Here is an 18,034-nt window from a genome sequence, read left to right as displayed (position 1 = left end):
GCGGCGGCGGCGGCGTACGCCCGGTCAGCAACAGTGCCGCGACGATGGCATGCGCGGCGATCGTCGCCGCCAGCGCGCGCCGGTCCGGGCTCGTCCCGCGCCTCATCGCCACCGCATCGGCACAGCCGCCACACCAAAGCGGCCCGCCTCCACCGGGGAGACGGGCCGCCTGGTCATGCGCGCCGGTACCAGCCGCTCAGGCGGTACGGGTGCCGGACAGCGGGAAGCTGCCAAACGCGCCGGCGCCCACCGTGCCGGTCAACGTATCGCCCTCGGCCGTCACCTCGATGTCGAGCGTCATCGGCATCGGCGAGGTCATCTGCTGCTTCCAGCTGATGGTGTTGCCGCTGGCATCGCCCGAGATGTCGCTCGATCCCATCGCGCCCGACGCGGTGCCGCTGAAGCTGCCGCCATCGGTCTGGATGGTCAGGTTCATGTTCTGGTCGCCCAGCGGCGACTTCACCGTGGCGTCCCAGCTGCCGTCGATATCCGCCATGCTCACTCTCCCAAGGTTCTCGTGACGAGACAAATCACTGCGCGCCGCTTCCGTTCCCGGCCACCGCAGACGCCGCCACGACCTCGACCGGCAGGCCGAGGGTGTCAAGCTGCGGCTTTACCTTGGCGGCGTCGCCCACCACCACCCAGACCGCCTTGGCAGGATTGAGCGCGCCCTGGATCGCGGCATTGAGCTGCGGCAGGGTGAAGCCCTGGTAACGCCGGGTGATCGTCGCATAATAATCGTCCGGGCGATGCAGCAGGTCGTTCTGCTGCATCGCGCCCAGCACCGCCTCGGCCGTCTCGAACTGGCCGGGCAGCGCGCGCACCGCGCCGTTGATCGCGCGATCGAACTCCACCTGCGTCATCGGCTGCTTGGTCAGGAACTCGCTCACGTCGCTGCGCATCGCCGCCAGCGACGGCCCGGTCTGGTCGGCCTGCACCGGCGCGCTGATCGAATAAGGCGTCGAATAGGCCGCCACCCGGAAGCCGCCGCCGACGCCATAAGACCAATGCTTGCCCTCGCGCAGGTCCATGTTGAGCCGCGACAGGAAGCTGCCGCCGAGCGCGTCATTGGCGGTGAGGATCGGCAGCAGGTCCTGCGTCCCCACCAACGCCGTCGGAATACCGCCGACGATCAGCGACTGCGGCGAATCCGGCCGGTCGATCAGCACGATACGCGCGCCCGCGGGGGTGCCGGCGGCGAAGCTCTTGGTCCCGGCAGGCCCCACCGGGGCCCAGTCGCCAAAGGCGGCATCGAGCGCCGCCTTCACCTCGGCCAGCGGCCGATCGGAGGTGATAAACACCTTCGCCTTGTCGGGGCGGAACCACGCCTGCTGGAACGCGACCACATCGGCACGGGTCAGCGCCGCCACCGCGCGCGGGTCGCCGCCGCCCTGCGACTTGGCGTAGGGCGAAGTCGCGCCATACAGCAGCGGCGGCATCACCCGCCCCGCGAGCCCCGCCGGATTGGTCAGCTCCTGCTGGATGCCAGCCAGCTGCTGGTTCTTGAGCCGCGCCACCTCGCCCTCGGCAAAGGCGGGATGACGCACCACATCGGCGAACAGGTCGAGCCCTGCCGCGAGATTGACGCTCGGCACCTGGAACGACACGTTCGTGCGATCGGCGCTAGAACCGCCGCCGATCTGCGCGCCGAGCCGTTCGCGCGCCTCGGCGATCGCGGTCGAGCTGCGTGTCGTCGTGCCCTCGTCGAGCATGGCCAGCGCCAATTGCTGCGTGCCGATCTTGCCCGCGACATCGGCGGCGACACCGGCGTCGAAGCTCAGCACCATCTGGGTGATCGGCACCGCGGTGCGCTGCGCATAGACCAGCTCGATGCCATTGGAGAGCCGCGTCCGCTGCACCGCCGGGAAGCTCAGCACGGCGACCTTGGCGACCGCCGGTAGCGGCCCGCGGGTGCCCTTGGCCGGCACCTCGGGCGCCGCGACCACCTCCTTCTTCGCCGGCACCAGCGCCTCGGCATAGGCATCGCGCGCGCCGGGCACCACGTTCAGCGTGTAAGCGGGGCGCGACAGCCAATGGTCCGCCGCCGCCTTGACGCTCGCCGGGGTCTGCGCCGCCAGCGCCTGCAGCTGCTTCTTGTAGAAGCCGGGATCGTCCGAATAGAGCGCGCCCTCGGCGAGCGCGACCGCCTTGCCGCCGAACCCGCCGACCGATTCCAGCCCCGCGATCGTGCCCGTGGCATTCACCGTCGCGACCCGCGACACCTCGTCCGCCGTGGGGCCGTTCTTGAGGAAATCGGCGACGATCTCGTCGATCCGCCGCGTCACCACCGCCGGGTCCACCCCCGGCCGCACGATCGCGCGGATCTGGAAGGTGCCGACCTGCGCGAAGCTGCTGTTGCGCGCCGAAACGTTGACCGCGAGCTTCTCCTGCTTGACCAGGATATTGTCGAGCCGCGAGCTGTCGAGCCCGCCGAGCACCCCGGCGGCGACGTCGAGCGCCGGCGCATCCTTGTCGTTGAGCCCCGGCACCGCCCAGTTGCGGCTGATCATCACCGCGGCAACGCGGTCCTTCATCGTCTCGTTGACGGCGGTGGGCAGCGTCGGCACCGGCGCCGGCCGGGTCACGCCCTGCGGCCCGCGCGCGATGCCGCCGAAATACTTCTCCACCAGCGGCTTGGCGGTCGCGAAATCGATATCGCCAGCCAGCACCAGCACCGCATTGTTGGGTCCGTAGTGATCGTGGAACCAGCCCTTCACCGTGTCGAGGCTGGCGGCGTCGAGATCGGCCATCGAGCCGATCGTGTCATGGCCATAAGGATGGTCGGCCGGGAACAGCCCCTCGGTGATCTTGTAGCGGATCAGGCCATAAGGCTGGTTGTCGCCCTGCCGCTTCTCGTTCTGGACGACGCCGCGCTGCTCGTCGAGCACCGCCTGGCTGATCGCGCCGGTGAGATAGCCCATCCGGTCGCTTTCGAGGAACAGCGCCCGGTCGATCGCCGCGGTCGGCACCGTCTCGAAGTAATTGGTGCGGTCGTAATAAGTGGTGCCGTTGAGATCGGTCGCGCCGATCGTCTTCAACGGATCGAAGAAGTCGCCCGGCGCATTCTCGCTGCCGTTGAACATCAGATGCTCGAACAGATGCGCAAAGCCGGTCTTGCCCTTGGGCTCCGATTTGGAGCCGACGTCATACCAGACGCTCACCGCCACCACCGGCGTCTTGCGATCGGTGGTGACCACCACGCGCAACCCGTTCTTGAGCGTGAACTGCTGATAGGGAATGTCGACCGCGCGCACCAGATCGGCGACCGGCGCAGGCGCCGGCACCGGCCGCGCGGTCTGCGCGGCGAGCGGCGTGGCCAGCGCCATCAGTGCGGCGCTGCCCAGCAGCGTAACCATCTTGATCGTCATGTAATTGAAGCCCCCGAACGTGTTGGCGTCAGGCTAGCCAGCGATCGACGACCTGCCAACTGTCTGTGACGCAACATTTCACTGTCCTACAACTTGCCACCTGTGGTTGGATCGGGCGGCGGAGGTGTGGGCATGGACATGGCAACAGGCAATCCGGGCGGCGGCCGGATCCGGTACATCGCCTCTCCCGCTGGCGTGGAGCAACGGCATCGCCACATGCGACGGTCTACCGATGGCCGCGGAGCCGAGCCGCAGGGCGACAACATCGCACTGCGAGTGCCAAATAGTCACGGTCTCCAGCGTTGACCTACGAGAGGCAGCGACCGGTTGAGGCTCTCAACTTCCTCAACTTGTCACCCCTTGTGTTGCCCGAATATCACACCCACCTTGAGCTCGAGAACAGCAGGGATCATCCATGAACCTCGACAAATTCACCGACCGCGCCAAGGGCTTCCTGCAATCGGCGCAAACCGTCGCGATCCGCATGAACCACCAGCGCATCGCGCCCGAACATTTCCTGAAAGCCCTGCTCGAGGACGAGCAGGGCATGGCGGCGGGTCTGATCCAGGCCGCCGGCGGCGACGCCAAGCGTGCGGCCAGCGAGACCGATCTCGCGCTCGCCAAGATCCCCGCCGTGTCGGGATCGGGCGCGCAACAGACCCCCGGCATCGACAATGATGCGGTCCGCGTGCTCGACCAAGCCGAGCAGATCGCGCAAAAGGCCGGCGACAGCTTCGTCACCGTCGAGCGCCTACTGGTCGCGCTCGCGCTGTCGCTCAACACCGCCGCGGGCAAGGCGCTCAAGGCCGCCGGGGTCACCCCCGAGGGGCTCAACACCGCGATTAACGGTCTGCGCCAGGGACGCACCGCCGACACCGCGGGCGCCGAGGACCGCTATGACGCGCTCAAGAAGTTCGCGCGCGACCTCACCCAGGCGGCGCGCGACGGCAAGCTCGATCCGGTGATCGGCCGCGATGAGGAGATCCGCCGCACCATCCAGATCCTCGCCCGCCGCACCAAGAACAATCCGGCGCTGATCGGTGAACCCGGCGTCGGCAAGACCGCGATCGCCGAGGGTCTGGCGTTGCGCATCGCCAACGGCGACGTGCCCGATACGCTCAAGAACCGTCGCCTGATGTCGCTTGATCTCGGCGCGCTGATCGCCGGTGCCAAGTATCGTGGCGAGTTCGAGGAGCGCCTCAAGGGCGTGCTCGACGAAGTGAAGGCCGCCGACGGCGACATCATCCTGTTCATTGACGAGATGCACCAACTGATCGGCGCCGGCAAATCCGAAGGCGCGATGGATGCCGGCAACCTGCTCAAGCCCGCGCTCGCCCGCGGCGAGCTGCATTGCGTCGGCGCGACCACGCTCGATGAATATCGCAAATATGTCGAGAAGGACCCGGCGCTCCAGCGCCGGTTCCAGCCGGTGTTCGTCGGCGAGCCTACCGTCGAAGACACGATCTCGATCCTGCGCGGGCTCAAGGAGAAATACGAGCTCCACCACGGCGTCCGCATCACCGACAGCGCGTTGGTCCAGGCCGCGACGCTGTCGAACCGCTACATCACCGACCGCTTCCTTCCCGACAAGGCGATCGACCTGATGGACGAGGCGGCGAGCCGGATCCGCATGGAGGTGGAGAGCAAGCCCGAGGAGATCGAATCGCTCGATCGCCGCATCATCCAGCTCAAGATCGAGCGCGAGGCGCTGCGCCGCGAGAGCGACGAGGCGTCACGCGACCGGCTGGAGACGCTGGAGGAGGATCTCGCCAACCTCGAGCAGCAGTCCGCCGAGCTGACCACGCGCTGGAAGGGCGAGAAGGACAAGATCGCCGGCGAATCGCGGATCAAGGAACAGCTCGAGGCCGCGCGCATCGAGCTCGAGCAGGCGCAGCGCAACGGCGATCTCGCCCGCGCCGGCGAGCTCTCCTACGGTACCATTCCTCAGCTCACCAAGCAGCTCGAGGAAGCCGCCGGCGCCACCAAGGGCGCGATGCTGCGGGAGGAGGTCACCGCCGACGACATCGCCGGCGTCGTCAGCCGCTGGACCGGCATCCCGGTCGACCGCATGCTCCAGGGCGAGCGCGAGAAGCTGCTGCGGATGGAAGAGGTGATCGGCAAGCGCGTGATCGGCCAGGCCGATGCGGTGCGCGCCGTCTCCACCGCGGTGCGCCGCGCGCGCGCCGGTCTGCAGGATCCGAACCGGCCGCTCGGCTCGTTCCTGTTCCTCGGCCCCACCGGTGTCGGCAAGACCGAGCTGACCAAGGCGCTTGCCGAATTCCTGTTCGACGATCCCTCGGCGATGGTCCGCATCGACATGAGCGAGTTCATGGAGAAGCATGCCGTCGCCCGGCTGATCGGCGCCCCTCCCGGCTATGTCGGCTATGAGGAAGGCGGCGTGCTCACCGAGGCGGTACGGCGCCGGCCCTATCAGGTGGTGCTGTTCGACGAGGTCGAGAAGGCGCACGGCGACGTGTTCAACGTGCTCCTCCAGGTGCTCGACGACGGCCGCCTCACCGACGGCCAGGGCCGCACCGTGGATTTCAGCAACACGCTGATCATCCTCACCAGCAACCTTGGCAGCCAGTATCTCGCCAATGTCGCCGACGGCGACGATGTCGCGAGCGTCGAGCCGCAGGTGATGGAGATCGTCCGCGGCCATTTCCGGCCCGAGTTCCTCAACCGATTGGACGAGATCATCCTGTTCCACCGGCTGGGGCAGGCGCACATGGCGCCGATCGTCGATATTCAGGTCGGCCGCGTCGCCAAGCTGCTCGCAGATCGCAAGATCACGCTCGATCTTACCGACGCCGCGCGCGCCTGGCTCGGCCGGGTCGGCTACGACCCCGTCTACGGCGCCCGGCCGTTGCGCCGCGCGGTGCAGCGCCACCTCCAGGACCCGCTCGCCGAGCTGATTCTGCGCGGCGAGGTCAAGGACGGCAGCACGGTGAAGGTCGACGAGGGCGACGGCAAGCTGGCGCTGGCGGTGGAGTGACGATCAACGCGGCCCGGGCGTCAGAGCGGATAACCCATCCGCTCGGCCCAGGGCGCGAGGATCGGCAGCACCGGCGCCATCTGTGCGCGATATCGCTCCCAGCGTCCCGATGCGCGTCGGTAGATCGGCTCGGTGACCTGTGAATAGCTGGCCGTGCTGATGTGCGTGCGCTTGGCCGCGCTACCCTGATTGTCGAGTACCTGCGGGTTCCAGGGAATGTCGAGGAAGCCGAGCAGCGACCGCATCTCGCCCTCCAGATCGTCCACCATGCGCTCGTAACGGATCCGGTGGACATTGATCGGCAGCAGATCGGTGGCGCGGGTCCAGGCATCGAACACCGTATCGTAGAGCCTTGCAGCCCCTTCGAGCGTGGTAAAATGCCTCATCGCCTTGTTGAGCGTGAAGTTGGACATGAAGCAGCTAAGCACGGCGTCGCACGGATGGCGTTCGACCAGGACCACCTTGGCATCGGGGAACACGCGGTGGATCAACGGCATGCGCGCAAGGTGGAGCGGGAATTTGTCAACGATGGTCATGCCGTCGCGCGGCGGTGGAGAGATTCGATCGAGCGCCTCGAAATAAAGCGAGCGCAAGCCATTGGCATCATCGCTGCTCATCGTGGCAAGATCCGCGGGACCACCGAGCTTGATCTCGAGCTGCCGCATGACCGGCAACTCTTCCATGACATGGAGCGAAGGCAGGTTCATCAACAGTGTATCGAGCAGTGTCGTGCCCGACCTCGGAAAACCGAGGATGATGATGGGCGGCGCCGGGACGGGGTTGACGTGAATAGGCCGCCACTGCGCGATCGTTTCCTTCGTGACGGCGGCCGCAGCGGTCGCGACTTCCTCGCCGTAGCTCGGGCCAGCCATCGGGCCCGCTTCCGCCAGCGAATGGCGGTTCATCTCCTCGAAGGCGGCGAAAGCGCGATCGCTGTCGCCCAGCCGGTCGGCGAGCTCGGCGATCAGCTGGGCGCGGCGCAGCGGGGCGATCGTGTCGGGCACGGCCTCTGCCTGCGCCAGCGCTTCGGCCAGTTGGCCTTGCCGCCGGTGCAACCACGCCTTGATGAAGTTGAGTTCGACCGCAGCTACGCCTCGCTGCTCAGCCTCGGTGACCAAAGCGGCGAGATCGTCGATCCGATTGAGGTTTTCGAGAAGCAGTCCAAGCTCGAGGTAGGCCGGCGTAAAGCCGTCGGTCATCTGGATGGCCGCCCTGAATGCCCGCTCGGCCGCTGGCTGGTCCTTGAGGGCGGCTTCCGCAAGGCCCAACTCCATCTGAAGCTCGGCATGGTTGGGCAAGCGCAGCGCTGCTGCTGCCAAAAGCGCCTGGCGCTCGACATCTCGATCGGCGGTTGCGAGCGCTTTACCCAGGTTGATGGGGAGGATCGCAAGGTCGGGTCGAAGCGCCATCGCCGTCTGAAAGGCGAGGATCGCCCCATCATAATCCTCGAGCGACGCGTTGACGTTGCCGAGGTTGTTCCAGCTTTCGACGTCGCGCGGCATCGCCGTGACGACGTCCTCATAAGCCGATCGTGCCGCGTCGAAGTTGCCGTGCTGCTGATGGGCGTAGCCGGCAATACGCTGCAGGCGGACGTCACTGATCGCGCTCGCCGTGGCCACCGTCAACGCTTCTTCGAGGCGCCCCAGCGACGCCAGCGCGGTCGCGAGATTGACCCGGGTGGCAAGATCGTCCGGCCAATGATGCAAGGCCGAGCGGAGATGCTCGACGGCGTCTGCCGGCTGGCCGGCTTGGCACAACAACAGCCCGAGCAGCGCCTGCGCCGACGGAAGGTCCGGATCATCGGCCAAGATCGCGACGCAAGCCGCCCGTGCGCCAGCGCTGTCTCCGGCGCGCAGTCGTTCAAAGGCGGGGGCAAGGCGGGCATTCATATCATCGGTCATGAAGGCTTGATCGGCTCCTGGACGTCGAAGGCGACGGTCAATCGTTCACCTTTCGCGAACGGCACCGTGCCATGCCACATCGTCGAGGGAAACAGAACGAGCCGTCCTGGCTTCGGCTCGATCCGGCGGATGGGCGTCAGATCAAGGCCCAGCTCCGCCTGCGGCGCGCCCAGCGTGAGCCACCCCGCATCCGGCGGCTCGCCTGCCACCGTCGGCGGGAGCGCGATGTACAGGACGGAGCTTAGCCATCCGGCAGGATGTACATGGTTCGAGTGGTACCCCCCGCTCTCCAGGCGAACCGACCAGGAACCGCTGAACCGGACCGGTCGGTCGCGTGGTGCTCGCAACGTCGGGTGGTAAGGATCGTGCTTTGGTAATGCGGCGACATGCGCTTTCACGGCATCGGCGATCGTCGCACGGAGCGCGCGGATCTCGGGCTCGATCCGCGCCAGCAAGACGCCATCGGTCTGCGTCCCCCCACGCACCGACTGGTCAAAGGGCTGCGCCCGCGTCCGATGGATGCTGGTCAGCAGAGAGACCAGCTTGTCGAGGTGCGGCAGCCGATCGGCCAAGTCGGTAATGCTGACGAGCCTGGCTGATCCGTCGAGCCATTCACCCCGTCGATCTCCTGTCATCCGCCACGCAGCCGAGGCATAAGGCCACATCAGCGAGGCGTCGGGCATGGTGATCCAACGGTCGATCAAGGCGCATGCCGCGTCGATCCGATCGGAACGCAGCAAATGACGCACGCGGCGGACGGCCGATGACATGTCGGTTGGCTCGCCAAGCGTCACAAACAGCGCATCGGCCGTCGCGGTCGCGCCTATTTCTGAATGCACGACGGCTTCTTCAGCATCGAACATCGCCGACGCGCTCAGGGCTGTGCGGCCCCGATCGATCGCTGCCAACGCCTGATCGAACGATCTGGCATGGCTAAGCGTCGCGATCAGCACCCGCCATAGGCTTATGTCTCGCGGCGCTTCGCCGAGCGCGCGGTGGATCGACGCGACGAACGCCGTTCCCTCTCCCATCATCCAGCGCAACCGTGCCAGTGTCTGGTGGCCGACAAGCCATCCAGGATGATCGGCCAGCACCGCCGCTAACTGCTCGATCGCGGTGGCGGCATCGCCCTGGTCGACTCGGGCAGCCGCAAGTCCCAGCAGGATGTCGCCATCAAGCGGCGCAATCCGGCATGCCTTTTCGAACAGCTGCGTGGCTGGCAGTCCCGCCTCGAGCACGACGCGCGCATGGCCGTGGGCGATCGATTTGTCGGTAGGCGCGATGCGGGCCGCACGTGCAAATGCCTGGATCGCACGTCCGCGATCATCCAATGCCCGCTGCAATAGTCCGCTCCACTGCCAGAGCCGCGCGTCGGTGCGCGCCTGCTCCGCAGCGGCGGTGACGATCGGCTCGGCCAAGGCCTCTTCCTGCGCCTTCAGTGCGGCCTGGGCGAGGGCAACCGCGATCCGCGGGTCATTCGGATCGCGACGTGCCTGGCGTAACGTCTCACGGAATGTGTCGACGCTCCTCAAGCCTGAAGGAGGCGAACGCGGGCCAACGGCTGTCATTGGGCGAGGTTAGCGGATTTGATCGGCGAACGACAGCACAGCCGAGCGACAGCCATCTCCGCAGAAACAAAAAGGGGCCAGCGAACAAGTCCGCCGACCCCAGTCCGATTAGGCAATTACCGTTAGAAGTTCAGCGTCACACCCGCGAAGATGTAGCGACCCAGGGCGTCGTACACGTTCGGGAACGTGTTGCCGTTGCCGTAGACCGCCGTGAGCGCCTGCGAGGTCACCAGCGGCGGATCCTTGTCGAGGACGTTGTTCACGCCGAGACGGAAGGTGTAGCTGTCGCTGATCGTCGCGGTCAGCGTCAGATCGAAGTAGCTCTGCGTCGGGATCTTGGCATTGACGATGGCATAGCTGCCGTTGAGCGTCTCGTTGTTGCTCAAACGATCCAGCTTCACCGAGTCGAAGAAGCGCCACTGACCCGAAAGACCGATGCCGTCGGGCAGCGTGAACGTCACGCGGGCCCGATGACGCCACTTCGGCGCCGGGGTACCGCACTGCAGACCATAGTAGCCAGCGCAGTTGTACGGGGTCGATACGCCATTGTCGGTGCGGAATTCGTCAAGGTAGGTGCCGTTCAGCGACAGGCCAAGCGTTCCCGCGGAGCCGATCTGGTGCGAGTAGCTGCCGCCAACGTCAATACCACGCGTCTTGATCGAACCCAGGTTCAGGTCGACGTCCTCGACATAGCCGGCCGGCGTGCGCCACAGCGAGCCGAACTGATCGCGATTGATCAGGCCGCAGAAGGTCTGATCACCGGTCGCCGCGCAGGTCGACAGGATGGTGTCCTCGCCGACGTTGTTGATCGTGTTGTTGACCTTGATCTTGAAGGCATCAACCGTGATCGCCAGACCCGGCACGAACCGCGGCTGGAGCACCAGACCGATCGTGTAGGTGTCGGAGACTTCCGGCGTCAGATCGGGGTTGCCGCCGATCAGGCCGTTGTACTGGGCCGCGGGATTCTCGCTGATGTTGCCGAACTGGGCAGCGCTGACGCCGGTATTGGCGCACTGTGCAGCAGTGAAGCCATTGACCGTGCCGTCGGTGCCAATTGCGCCGGCGCAGGGATCGAACGAGCCGTCAAGCGCGACATGCCGGGTTGCGAACAGCTCCTGGATGTTCGGCGAGCGAACCGCGCGATTGTACGATGCACGCAGTGCAACGTCGCGGATCGGCGCGAACTGCAGCTCGGCCTTGTACGTGTTGGTGTTCTCGGTGCGACCGCCGAACTTGTAGTTCGAGTAGCGATACCCGCCGTCGACCGACAGATCGTAGATGAAGCCGTCATGCACGATCGGCACGCGGACCTCGCCAAAGAACTCGCGGACCGAGAACTGGCCGCTGGCCGGCAGCGTTGCCGCACCCTGGCCGGACAGATCGCCCGTCTGGAACTCCACGTCGGTGTTCAGCTCGAGCCGCTCCTTGCGGTACTCGCCACCGATGTTGATCGCCACGCCTTCGTCAGCCCAGGGCGACTTGACGCCGTACTGGCCGAGCAGCGCCGTGATCGAGCCCGACGCCACCTGCTCGGAGGTCATGCCCCGCTGGAACCCGGGGGTGCCGAGATACGACACCGCTGCCGCCGTCACGCCGCCCGGCGTGAAGATGTCATAGGGGACGCAGTTGGGGTCCGTGCCATTGACGACCGAGCGACAGGTCGCGACGCCGTTGACGTTGACCACATCAAGCGCCCTGGTCAGGCGGCTGACCGAGACATCGTTGGTGTAGGTTTCCGCAAAGTTGGTGCGACCGTACTGGTAGTACGCGTCGTAGCTGATGCCAGGAGCGATATCGCCCTTGGCGCCCGCAACGATGCGATACGACGTATGCTGCAGATCGTCGCGACGCGGACCGCCCTCGACGTTGCGGCGATACACCTGCAGGCGCGCCTGATTATAGGTCAGCCCGGTGGTCGGATCGATGAACAAAGCAGCAGGTCCGCCGCCTTCATTGAGCGTCGAGCCGCCCGGTCCGTCGAGCAGGTTGCCCGGCGCGCAGACGATGCCGAGCTGCTGCGCGGAAAGCAGCGGATTGTCGCAGTTGATGCTGAGCGTGTTGCCGAAATCGCCCGACGGCGCGATCTGGGCGACCGAGCGATCGTCCATGAACATGCCTTCAAGGTACGGCTTGAAGTGATCGCTCACGTCATAATGCGCGAAGAAACCCGCGGTGTAGCGCTCGTCGGGCCGCTGATAGTAGTTGGTCGGCGCGAAGTTGTAGACGTTGCCGCCGGGAACGAAGGTACGGCCGGCACCGAGCTGGTACGTGGTCGAACCGACGTCGGGATCGGAAACCAGGAAGTTGTTCGAGGTGAACGAGCCGCCGCAGGCGACCTTGCCCGGCGCCGCACCGGCGGTCGTCAAACCGCAGGAGCTGTAATCGCGGTTCGACTGAATGACCGGCTTAAGCTTGCGATAGCCGACATAGGCAGTGATGTGACCGCGGTTGTCGTCGAAGCCGGCGCCCATCGTCGCCGTCACATCGACGGTGCCGCCGTCTGCGACATTGCCGTCAGGAGCGCCGAAACCCTTGGCGTCGAGCGCGTCGCGCAGGCCGCCGTAGTTGGAATTGTTCTGGTGCTGGAACAGGCTGTACTGGCCGTCGATCTTGAAGCCGCTGAACGTGTCATCCATGATGAAGTTGACAACGCCGCCGACCGCGTCGGCGCCGTAAGTGGCCGATGCGCCACCGGTCAGCACGTCGACGCGCTTGATCAGCGACGACGGGATGAAGTTGACGTCGGCAGCCGAATCACTGACGTCGCCGGGGACGAGCCGCCGGCCGTTGATCAGGACGAGCGTGCGGTTCGCACCCAGGTTGCGCAGGTTGATCGTCGAGGTACCGGTTGAGCCGTTCGAGACGTTGCCGCCTTGGTCGCCGAATGCCTGCGGCAGCTGGTTGATCAGATCCTCAACGCGGGTCACGCCGGTGAGCTTGACCTCCTGGCTGTTGATCACCGTCACCGGGCTGGCCGATGTCAGGTTCGGCGTTGGAATACGCGAACCGGTGACAACGATCTCGCCGCCGCTGGCAGGCGTCGCGTCGCTGGCGGGCGCGGCCGCCACGGCGCTGGTCTGCCCTTCAATCGGCCCGGAGTTCGCCGGAGCATCAGCAGGCACGGTCTGCGCCACGGCAGGTGCGCTCATCAGCGCGACACTGGCGAACACCGTAGTCGCTAACAAGCGATTGCGGATAACCCTCTTCATCGGAAATTCCCCTTAGCACCTAGGTAACTAGGTTTAACCCATCGTGAGAACCCAAGGCGTTCTGCCCTTATGGTCGACACGTTGTCGTATTCTTAGCGGGGTTTTGTTGCGCACAGCAACGGATCCCGGAGCACATCCACGACGATCCGCAACATAATTTCACGGTGTAGCAATTGGGCAACATCGTATTGGCGGCGTGCTTGCCAGCCGCTAAGAAATGCTGCGCAACGATACGGTGAGTGTTTTGATGTCCCGACTGCCGTCCACCGCTGGCATAGCGCTTATCCTTGTTGGCACGGCAGCGATGGCGGCTGACCCCGCCCCGCCGGCCAATCAAAAACTGAACGCCGTGCTCGGCTGCCGCGCCATCACCGATCCGGGGCAGCGGCTCGCGTGCTTCGACAAGAATGTCGACGCATTACAAGCTGCAAACGCAAATCGTGAGATCGTCGTCGTCGACCGCGGAGAGGTGCGCAAAGCACGGCGTTCGCTGTTCGGGTTCAACCTGCCCAGCCTCAATATCTTTGGCGGCGAGCCGGACAAGGACAAGCGGAAGCCCGATGGCATCGAGGGTGAGGATGACGAGATCAGCGCCGTGATCGCTTCGGCGCGTCGCGACGCAGACGGCTATTGGATCGTTGTCTTGGCTGATGGTGCCGTTTGGCATCAGACCGGCGGCATGATCGCGGTCGCACCGCGCGCTGGCGGCACGGTCACGATCCGTAGGGCTGCGCTGGGCAGTTACTTCCTGCGCATCGGCAAACAACCAGGCGTCAAGGCCCGCCGGGACAGCTGATACGCTCCGCTCACGGTGCAGCACCCCTTCACGGCTGCGCCGTCATCGCCCCTGCCAGCAGCATCGGGTCGAGCCGCTTGCCCTGCCAGCTGACGCTCCAGTGCAGGTGCGGCCCCGTCGCGCGACCTGTCATCCCTACCGCGCCGATCGGCTGACCCTGGCGGACGTGTTCGCCGACCGCCACGTCGATCCGCGACAGGTGCAGGAAGGCGCTGTTGAGGCCGAGGCCATGGTCGAGCATCAGCAGGTTGCCCTCGAGCGTGAACGGATGGTCCGCTGCGAGGATGACGACGCCATCGGCGGGCGCACGGACGATGCTGCCGGCGGGCTTGGCGATGTCGGTGCCCGAATGATAGCTGCCGGGTTCGCCCTTGTAGACGCGCTGCGCGCCGAACAGCCCGGAGATCCGCCCGCTCGCCGGCCAGCGGAACGGCTGGCGCCAGCCGTGTGCATCGGTCGCCTGCGCCCGCGCCGCGGCGATCGCGGCCAGTTCGGGTGGGCGCAGTCGCGCCATCTCGGGATCAGGTGCGGGAAATTTGGGCAAGGTCTCGAGTCGCTCGATCTGCCACGCGCGCGGCGCGATCGTGAGCGGCCGGGTGACGACGCGTCCATCGGCAAGCGTCGCGGCGAATATCGCCACAGGCTTGGCGTCACGATCGAACCCGGCGATGAAGCGCCCGCTTTCCAACCCGATCGGCTGGCCGTCGAGCGCCAGCGACACGGCGCCCGCGGGTGCGGTGCCGACGATCAGGCCGCCCTGGCTCAGCGTGCCGCTCCAGCTGAACCCATCGTCGGGAACCATGACGGCTGCCTGCTGCGCCTTGAGCGGCGCGTCTCCGACGCCCCAGCCTGCCCCCAGCAGCGCCGCGATGGTCGCCGCCAGCAGCCGCATCAGGGCCGCAGCGCCTCGCTGGCGATCTGCGCACTGGCATAGGCCTCTTGCCGCGCCGCGCTCCAATAGCGCAGGATGTCGAGCGGGATGCGCGCGCCGGTGACCGCGCAGGTGACGTGATCGCCCGGCGTCAGCACGCGAAAGCCGTTGGCCATATAGTGGAGCCGCGCGGGCCGGTCTGAATTGGAAACGAGCATGAGGGGATCCGTCTAGAGCAGCGAGGGCTGGTCGGGCTTGGGTCCGACATAGGTCTTGGCAGCGGGCCGCTCAACCTTGGCCTTGCCCCGGGGTTCGGTGTCGCCGGCGACCTCGGCATCGACGCTGCCATCCTTGAAGCGCAGCGTCACCGCGCCCGCGGCGCGCACCGCGGCGCTCGAGGACAAGGTCTCGCCGCCCCCGCCCGCTGCCCGCGCCGTCACCCGCGCATAGCCGCGATCGAGCACCGCATCGGGGTTGAGCGACTGGACCAGCCGCCAGGTCGCCGCCAGCCGGTCGCGATCGCGGTCGATCTGGCGCTGCAGCACCGCCGGGCGCAGCGCGCCGCCGGCGCGGTCGAGCACCCCGCGCGCCTGGGTCACCCGCCGCTCGAGCCCGCGGTCGAGCCGCTGGCCAGCGTCGTCGGCGCGCTGGCGCTGGGGGCCGAGCAAGGCATCGCGCTTGGGCAGCAGCCGCGCCTGCGCCTCCAGCCGCTCGCGCCCGCGCTCGACATAGCGGCTGGCGCAACGCTGGGTGCGCGCAGCATGGCTGGCGATCGTCAGCCTGAGATCGGCGAGCACCGGCACCGCCAGCTCGGCCGCCGCTGTCGGTGTCGGCGCGCGCAGGTCGGCGGCGAAGTCGCACAAGCTGGTGTCGGTCTCATGACCCACCGCCGAGATGATCGGGATCGAGCAGCCGGCGACGGCGCGCACCACCGGCTCCTCGTTGAACGCCCACAGATCCTCGATCGAGCCGCCGCCGCGCGCGACGATGACGAGATCGGGCCGCGGCACCGGACCGTCTGCCGGGATCGCATCGAAGCCGCGGATCGCCGCCGCGATCTCCTCGGCCGCGCCCTGCCCCTGCACCTTGACCGGCCAGACGATCACATGGCTGGGGCAGCGGTCCTCCAGCCGGTGGAGGATGTCGCGGATCACCGCGCCGGTCGGCGAGGTGACGACGCCGATGGTCCGCGGCAGATAGGGCAGGCGCTGCTTGCGCGCCGAATCGAACAGCCCTTCGCCGGCGAGCTGGGCCTTCAACTTCTCGAACAGCGCCATCAGCGCGCCGGCGCCGGCGAGTTCCATCCGCTCGATGATCACCTGATATTTGGAGCGGCCCGGGTAAGTGGTGAGCTTGCCGGTGGCGATCACCTCGATGCCGTCCTGCGCCGCGAACGGCAGCGCACTGGCCTGGCCCTTCCACATCACCCCGTCGATCACCGCCTGATCATCCTTGAGGCAGAGATAGACGTGGCCCGACGTCGCCCGCTTGTAGCCCGAAATTTCGCCGCGCAGGCGGACATGGCCAAACTCGCCCTCCACCATCCGCTTGAGCTTGAAGCTGAGTTCCCCCACCGACAGCGCGAGTGCGTTGTCGCCGGGGCGCTGCTCGGCTACCAGCCGGCTGCTTTCATCGAATGGGGAATCGGGCATGAACGTCCTGCTGCTGGGCTCAGGCGGCCGCGAGCACGCGCTCGCGTGGAAACTGGCACAATCTGAGAGCCTCGATACGCTCTATGCGGCGCCAGGCAACCCCGGCATCGCCGCCTGCGCGACCTGCGTGGTGCTCGACGCGACCGATCATGCCGCAGTGATCGCCTTCGCGCGCGTCGCCGGTATCGGCCTGGTCGTGATCGGGCCCGAGGCGCCGCTGGTCGACGGCCTGGGCGACGCGCTACGCGCCGCCGGCATCCCGGTGTTCGGCCCCAATCAGGCCGCCGCGCAGCTGGAAGGCTCGAAAGGCTTCACCAAGGATCTGTGCCGCCGCGCCGATATCCCCACCGCCGGTTATGTCCGGGTCGGCTCGCGCGCCGAGGCTGAAGCCGCGCTCGCGGCGACCTTCGGCTATCCGGTGGTGATCAAGGCCGATGGCCTCGCCGCTGGCAAGGGCGTGGTGATCGCGTTCAGCGCCGCTGAGGCCACTGCCGCGTTCGACGCGATGTTCGCTGGCTGCGACGCGCCGGTGGTGCTCGAGGAATTCCTTGAGGGCGAGGAGGCGAGCCTGTTCGTGCTCACCGATGGCACGTCGCTGATGCCGTTCGGCAGCGCCCAGGATCACAAGCGCGTCGGCGAGGGCGATACCGGCCCCAACACCGGCGGCATGGGCGCCTACAGCCCTGCCCCGGTGCTCACCGCCGAGTTGGAGCAGCGCGCGATCGACGAGATCGTCGCGCCGACGGTGAAGGCGATGGCCGAGGATGGCATTCCCTTCAGCGGCGTGCTCTACGCCGGGCTGATGCTCACCGCGCAGGGGCCCAAGCTGATCGAATATAACGCCCGCTTCGGTGACCCCGAATGTCAGGTGCTGATGATGCGCTATCAGGGTGACCTCGCCGCGCTGCTGCTCGCGGTCGCGGAAGGCCGCCTCGGTGATCAGCCGCCCGCCACCTTCTCGCCCGAGACGGCCATGACGGTGGTGATGGCGGCGAACGGCTATCCCGGCACGCCCGCGGTCGGCGGCGCGATCCGCGGCCTTGCGGCGGCGGAGGCGACCGGTGCCACCGTGTTCCAGGCCGGCACCCGCCAGCAGGGCAGCAGCCTGGTCGCCGCCGGCGGCCGGGTGCTCGCCATCACCGCGCTCGGCGCCGACATTCGCACCGCGCGCACCATCGTCTATCGCGGCGTCGACGCCATCGACTTCCCCACCGGCTTCTGCCGCCGCGATATCGGCTGGCGCGAATTGGCGCGATGACGATCCCGTTCGTGAGGGTCAGTCACCATTGCCGTCACCCCAGCGGAAGCTGGGGTCTTTAGCGGCTTCTGCCCCACCCTCCCCATGCAGATCCCAGCTTTCGCTGGGATCACGGTGGAGCGCCCGTAGTGCCAGCAATCTCCGCAACTTACCGCTGTCGAGATCGCTGGCCCCATGCCGCCGCGGCGGGCGATTAGCGCTCGCGGAACAGGGCGCGCATCGCTAGGGTCACGGCCATGAACGATAGCAGTGCCGTCACGTCCGCCCCCGGGGCCAGCCTGTTGCCGGGCACCACCGGCACCTTCACGGCCCTGCACCTCGCGGTGATCGCAATCTTCGCGCTGCTGGTCGTGATCGCGATCATCTGGGGCGTGCGACTGAAGAGCCAACGCAAGCAGGCCGATCGCGTGCTGCGC

The 18,034-nt window shown here is 67.0% G+C and carries 11 protein-coding genes and 1 pseudogene; 4 read left to right on the top strand and 8 right to left on the bottom strand.

Annotation, left to right across the window (positions count from 1 at the left end):
- Nucleotides 1-196: 196 nt before the first annotated feature.
- A complete protein-coding gene (locus OXR60_RS18705; RefSeq protein WP_267397512.1) occupies nucleotides 197-496 on the bottom strand; it encodes a hypothetical protein in 300 nt (99 codons plus the stop codon).
- A gap of 34 nt (nucleotides 497-530) precedes the next feature.
- A complete protein-coding gene (locus tag OXR60_RS18700; protein WP_267397510.1) occupies nucleotides 531-3,368 on the bottom strand; it encodes a pitrilysin family protein in 2,838 nt (945 codons plus the stop codon).
- A gap of 415 nt (nucleotides 3,369-3,783) precedes the next feature.
- Here OXR60_RS18700 and clpB point away from each other — a divergent pair, with 415 nt between their 5' ends.
- On the top strand, nucleotides 3,784-6,363 hold the full coding sequence (gene clpB / locus OXR60_RS18695; protein ID WP_267397509.1) for an ATP-dependent chaperone ClpB: 2,580 nt from the start codon (nucleotides 3,784-3,786) through the stop codon (nucleotides 6,361-6,363).
- Nucleotides 6,364-6,383: 20 nt separating this feature from the next.
- Here clpB and OXR60_RS18690 read toward each other — a convergent pair whose 3' ends face one another.
- From OXR60_RS18690 to OXR60_RS18680, 3 genes are all read right to left on the bottom strand, one after another.
- Nucleotides 6,384-8,264, bottom strand: coding sequence for a tetratricopeptide repeat-containing sulfotransferase family protein (locus tag OXR60_RS18690; protein ID WP_267397508.1), 1,881 nt, complete (start codon nucleotides 8,262-8,264; stop codon nucleotides 6,384-6,386).
- Nucleotides 8,261-9,832 carry a putative 2OG-Fe(II) oxygenase gene (locus tag OXR60_RS18685; RefSeq protein WP_267397507.1) on the bottom strand — a complete coding sequence of 524 codons (1,572 nt, stop codon included), beginning with the start codon at nucleotides 9,830-9,832 and terminating at the stop codon, nucleotides 8,261-8,263. Before OXR60_RS18685 ends, OXR60_RS18690 begins: the two co-directional genes overlap by 4 nt.
- A gap of 122 nt (nucleotides 9,833-9,954) precedes the next feature.
- Nucleotides 9,955-13,041, bottom strand: a complete 3,087-nt coding sequence (locus OXR60_RS18680) for a TonB-dependent receptor (protein WP_267397505.1) — start codon at nucleotides 13,039-13,041, stop codon at nucleotides 9,955-9,957.
- A gap of 217 nt (nucleotides 13,042-13,258) precedes the next feature.
- Here OXR60_RS18680 and OXR60_RS18675 point away from each other — a divergent pair, with 217 nt between their 5' ends.
- Complete coding sequence (locus OXR60_RS18675) at nucleotides 13,259-13,837, top strand: hypothetical protein (RefSeq protein ID WP_267397504.1); 579 nt, start codon at nucleotides 13,259-13,261, stop codon at nucleotides 13,835-13,837.
- 28 nt (nucleotides 13,838-13,865) lie between these two features.
- Here OXR60_RS18675 and OXR60_RS18670 read toward each other — a convergent pair whose 3' ends face one another.
- Genes OXR60_RS18670 through xseA form a run of 3 tightly spaced genes read right to left on the bottom strand, consistent with a single transcriptional unit; the run spans nucleotide 13,866 to nucleotide 16,360 of the window.
- Complete coding sequence (locus tag OXR60_RS18670) at nucleotides 13,866-14,729, bottom strand: M23 family metallopeptidase (protein ID WP_267397503.1); 864 nt, start codon at nucleotides 14,727-14,729, stop codon at nucleotides 13,866-13,868.
- Nucleotides 14,729-14,926 carry a DUF2093 domain-containing protein gene (locus tag OXR60_RS18665; RefSeq protein ID WP_267397502.1) on the bottom strand — a complete coding sequence of 66 codons (198 nt, stop codon included), beginning with the start codon at nucleotides 14,924-14,926 and terminating at the stop codon, nucleotides 14,729-14,731. Before OXR60_RS18665 ends, OXR60_RS18670 begins: the two co-directional genes overlap by 1 nt.
- A gap of 12 nt (nucleotides 14,927-14,938) precedes the next feature.
- Nucleotides 14,939-16,360 (bottom strand): exodeoxyribonuclease VII large subunit, encoded by a 1,422-nt coding sequence (xseA, locus tag OXR60_RS18660; RefSeq protein ID WP_267397501.1) that lies wholly within the window; start codon nucleotides 16,358-16,360, stop codon nucleotides 14,939-14,941.
- Here xseA and purD point away from each other — a divergent pair.
- The gene (gene purD, locus OXR60_RS18655) at nucleotides 16,359-17,618 is read left to right on the top strand and encodes a phosphoribosylamine--glycine ligase (RefSeq protein ID WP_267397500.1); all 1,260 of its coding nucleotides are present in this window, start codon (nucleotides 16,359-16,361) and stop codon (nucleotides 17,616-17,618) included. The genes xseA and purD overlap by 2 nt on opposite strands.
- A gap of 236 nt (nucleotides 17,619-17,854) precedes the next feature.
- A pseudogene (locus OXR60_RS18650) lies at nucleotides 17,855-18,034 on the top strand (hypothetical protein); the annotation flags it as partial.

The sequence above is a fragment of the Sphingomonas sp. GC_Shp_5 genome (genome assembly GCF_026540855.1).
Lineage (GTDB): Bacteria > Pseudomonadota > Alphaproteobacteria > Sphingomonadales > Sphingomonadaceae > Sphingomonas.
The sequence above is the reverse complement of the archived record's forward strand: the minus strand, read 5'-3'. Positions and strand labels throughout refer to the sequence as shown.